Below are 1,002 nucleotides of genomic sequence, written 5' to 3'. Positions count from 1 at the left end.
GCCAAATATATTTTTAAATCTCATCCAATGACCCGCAGACAGATTACGAATGCTTTGAATGCTGCTTTTCCTATTTTTGCTTGTCAATGAATCAGATGGTCAATTATGTAACAATAAATTTGAGCAACAGTTTACATGAATATTAACGATGATACGAGATCATAATCTTTGTAGAAAATGACGGACAAGTATGAAGCAGTGATTAGAAAAATAAAGTCTTCAAACAAATTCATATACAAACGTTACTCATCAAAAAAGAAATGACAACAAGAAAAAGAGGTATTAAGCTCTGTATTGTTCTTTGTCAGCGGAATGCTTTTTACACTTGGAGTTCTGCAACATTCTATCGCAAATCTGATTTCATCTTTGGACGATGTTGTTTATTGCTGCTGTTTGTATTAAGTAATATGGCAAATGATAAAAGTAAGCGGTATAAACAGCAGAATACTTGGATCAAAGAAACCTGTACACGTATTTGTGGAGCAAATCCAAAGGATTTTGTGCAGGAGTTCAAAGATGGATGTATGGTGTTTGGTATTTCACAGGCAGAAGCTTTCAGATAAGCAATGACAATTGATAGAGTAAAAAATAAATCTAATCAGATGTTTCTGATATTTGTATTTGTTATACAAAAAAGTGGGACTCCTTTTACCATAGCAGGATACCACTTTGTTTTATTATCATGATATATAATTCATCTAAATACAAAAAAGACCAACTTTTCAGTCGGTCTTAATATGGCTGGGATAGAGAGATTCGAACTCCCGAAATGACTGGTTCAGAGCCAGTTGCCTTACCGCTTGGCTATATCCCAACAAGCAATTACTATATTACCAGCAACATAAAAGAAATGCAAGCATTATTTTAAAAAAATCTAAAAAAATAGAACAAGCTGAACTGAAAAGTTAAATTCCACTTTCGTATACACAGAATAGAATTTACTATTTCACCAACTTCCAGTTGATTTTACTCTTTCAGAATGTTTTATTTTTCTCAGCTGGA

Annotated in this window: 1 protein-coding gene and 1 tRNA gene; one reads left to right on the top strand and one right to left on the bottom strand. The window is 32.8% G+C overall.

The features are described 5' to 3' along the window. The first annotated feature begins 260 nt into the window (after positions 1 to 260). The gene (locus ACTND6_RS11030) at positions 261 to 563 is read left to right on the top strand and encodes a hypothetical protein (RefSeq protein WP_178175361.1); all 303 of its coding nucleotides are present in this window, start codon (positions 261 to 263) and stop codon (positions 561 to 563) included. Positions 564 to 738: 175 nt separating this feature from the next. On the opposite strand, the gene ACTND6_RS11025 is transcribed toward ACTND6_RS11030, so the two are convergent. Next, positions 739 to 814: transfer RNA gene (locus ACTND6_RS11025), tRNA-Gln, on the bottom strand. Positions 815 to 1,002: the final 188 nt, after the last annotated feature.

The organism is Bulleidia sp. HCP3S3_C9, assembly GCF_052064035.1.
Classification (GTDB): domain Bacteria; phylum Bacillota_I; class Bacilli_A; order Erysipelotrichales; family Erysipelotrichaceae; genus Bulleidia.
The sequence above is the reverse complement of the archived record's forward strand: the minus strand, read 5'-3'. Positions and strand labels throughout refer to the sequence as shown.